2 protein-coding genes are annotated in these 964 nt (G+C 27.9%); both read right to left on the bottom strand.

Going from position 1 to position 964, the window contains the following annotated elements; translation table 11 throughout:
• Nucleotides 1–12: 12 nt before the first annotated feature.
• Nucleotides 13–648 (bottom strand): lambda-exonuclease family protein, encoded by a 636-nt coding sequence (locus RI68_RS01875; RefSeq protein ID WP_017193558.1) that lies wholly within the window; start codon nt 646–648, stop codon nt 13–15.
• Nucleotides 649–652: 4 nt separating this feature from the next.
• Nucleotides 653–964: hypothetical protein (locus RI68_RS01870; RefSeq protein ID WP_100222501.1), on the bottom strand; the 312-nt coding region annotated here is incomplete at its 5' end.

The raw sequence follows: 964 nt of genomic DNA, 5'->3' as shown, positions 1-964 counted from the left end.
TTTTTTAATTTATTATTGATCTTTTTTATTTTCAGCTAGACGAGCTAAATCAACCATTGTTCTACTTTTTTCTAATTCTTGTTGAAAAGCTTCTGCTTCAATGAGCATTTTCGCTATAAAGGTTTTATCTAAAACAACTTCTTGATTTCGGAAAAGTTTGTCATTCACGAAAACAAAAAAATACCCTTTTTCTAAACCACTACAATACAATTGACATTGTATTTGAGCCCAATAATATGGAGGTATTGTTTGGGTTTTAAAAAACTCTTGCCAACTAGGACCATCGGGATTTAATGGGCATTTAATTTCTAACAAAGTTTTGTTTTCTTCGTTATAACCATCTAAAGAAGCAGACATTAAACCTCTGGTAAAAACGGCGGGAACATATTTTAATCCATGACAAAAACAATAAAAATTTCTTGCTTTTGGTTCAGTTTTTTTGCCATGTTCCACTGCCTCATTAGTAATGAAATCGCTCCCAAATACTTTTTTAAAAAGTAAATCCTCTTTGGTTTCATAAGGATTTAAACCCATTATTGTTCCTATTTCGGAAGCATTGATAAATTTTTTACGATGTCGAAACCATTCCCAACTATTTTGGTTTAATGTTACTTTAAGAGAGGGGATAGCAAAAATATTTTTTTTCATCTGTTCAAACTCCTTTGCCTATTTTTGGTGTTTTTATAAAAAGATAAATTTTTTTGGGTTTTCTCATTACAAGATAGTCCAAAAAATTATCTAAAGAATTATCAACAATATAATTTTCTAAAACATCTTTTTTAGGCTGTTGTAAAAAAAGCCCTTCCAGAGATTCATTAGAAAGAGATTGATTAGAAGATAAATGAAAATTGATCTTGTTTAAAAATAATTCCATTTTTTCTATATAAAATCGTTCATCATGAACTAATAAACCTTCTTGTTTTAAAAAAGCTATTATTTCTGTTTTTTTATTAATTTTAATTTC

The sequence above is a fragment of the Vaccinium witches'-broom phytoplasma str. VAC genome, assembly GCF_000309405.1.
GTDB lineage: Bacteria > Bacillota_I > Bacilli_A > Acholeplasmatales > Acholeplasmataceae > Phytoplasma.
Note: the sequence above shows the minus strand (reverse complement) of the source record. Positions and strands in the feature narration are given on the sequence as shown.